The following is a 596-nucleotide window of genomic DNA, read 5'->3' as shown; positions in this document are numbered from 1 at the left end:
ATGCTTACGGCCACGGGCGTCCTCGCTATCGTGCATGCGATCTCCGGCGATGCCTTTAACGCCTGGGGCTGGCGAGTACCGTTCCTGTTCTCAATCGTCATGATCGCCATCGGCATGTTCATCCGCCTTGGCGTAGCCGAATCCCCCATCTTCGAGGAGGTCTCGAAGGACGCCGATCAGCTGCGCTTGCCCATCGTGCAGATGTTCAAATACAACGGCAAGCAGCTGGTACAGGGCGCCCTCGCATTCATGGGCAACGGAGTGGTTGGCTACATGATTACCGGAGGGTTCATCCTGGCCTACACCTCCGGACCCAACGGCATGGGCCTTGACGGAAACAAGATGCTGAACATCATCACGCTGGCATCCGCCTCCTGGATTGTCACCACATTGTTTGCCGCGTGGATCTCAGACAAGATCGGACGCGTGCGCACATTCCAGATCGGCTTCGTTCTAAATCTGGTCTGGGTATTCCCCCTCTTTGCGCTGATCAATACCGGCGAGTGGTCCAACATTATGCTCGGCATTTTGCCGTTGACGATTGGCCTAGGCCTCACCTACGGACCACAGTCCGCGATGTTTGCCGAGATTTTCCC

Annotated in this window: 1 protein-coding gene; it reads left to right on the top strand. The window is 57.0% G+C overall.

Going from position 1 to position 596, the window contains the following annotated elements; genetic code table 11:
• Positions 1 to 596: MFS transporter (locus tag HMPREF1627_RS01060; protein WP_034500398.1), on the top strand; the 596-nt coding region annotated here is incomplete at both ends.

The sequence above is a fragment of the Actinomyces sp. S6-Spd3 genome, from assembly GCF_000758755.1.
In the GTDB taxonomy this organism is placed as follows: domain Bacteria; phylum Actinomycetota; class Actinomycetes; order Actinomycetales; family Actinomycetaceae; genus Pauljensenia.
The sequence above is the reverse complement of the archived record's forward strand: the minus strand, read 5'-3'. Positions and strand labels throughout refer to the sequence as shown.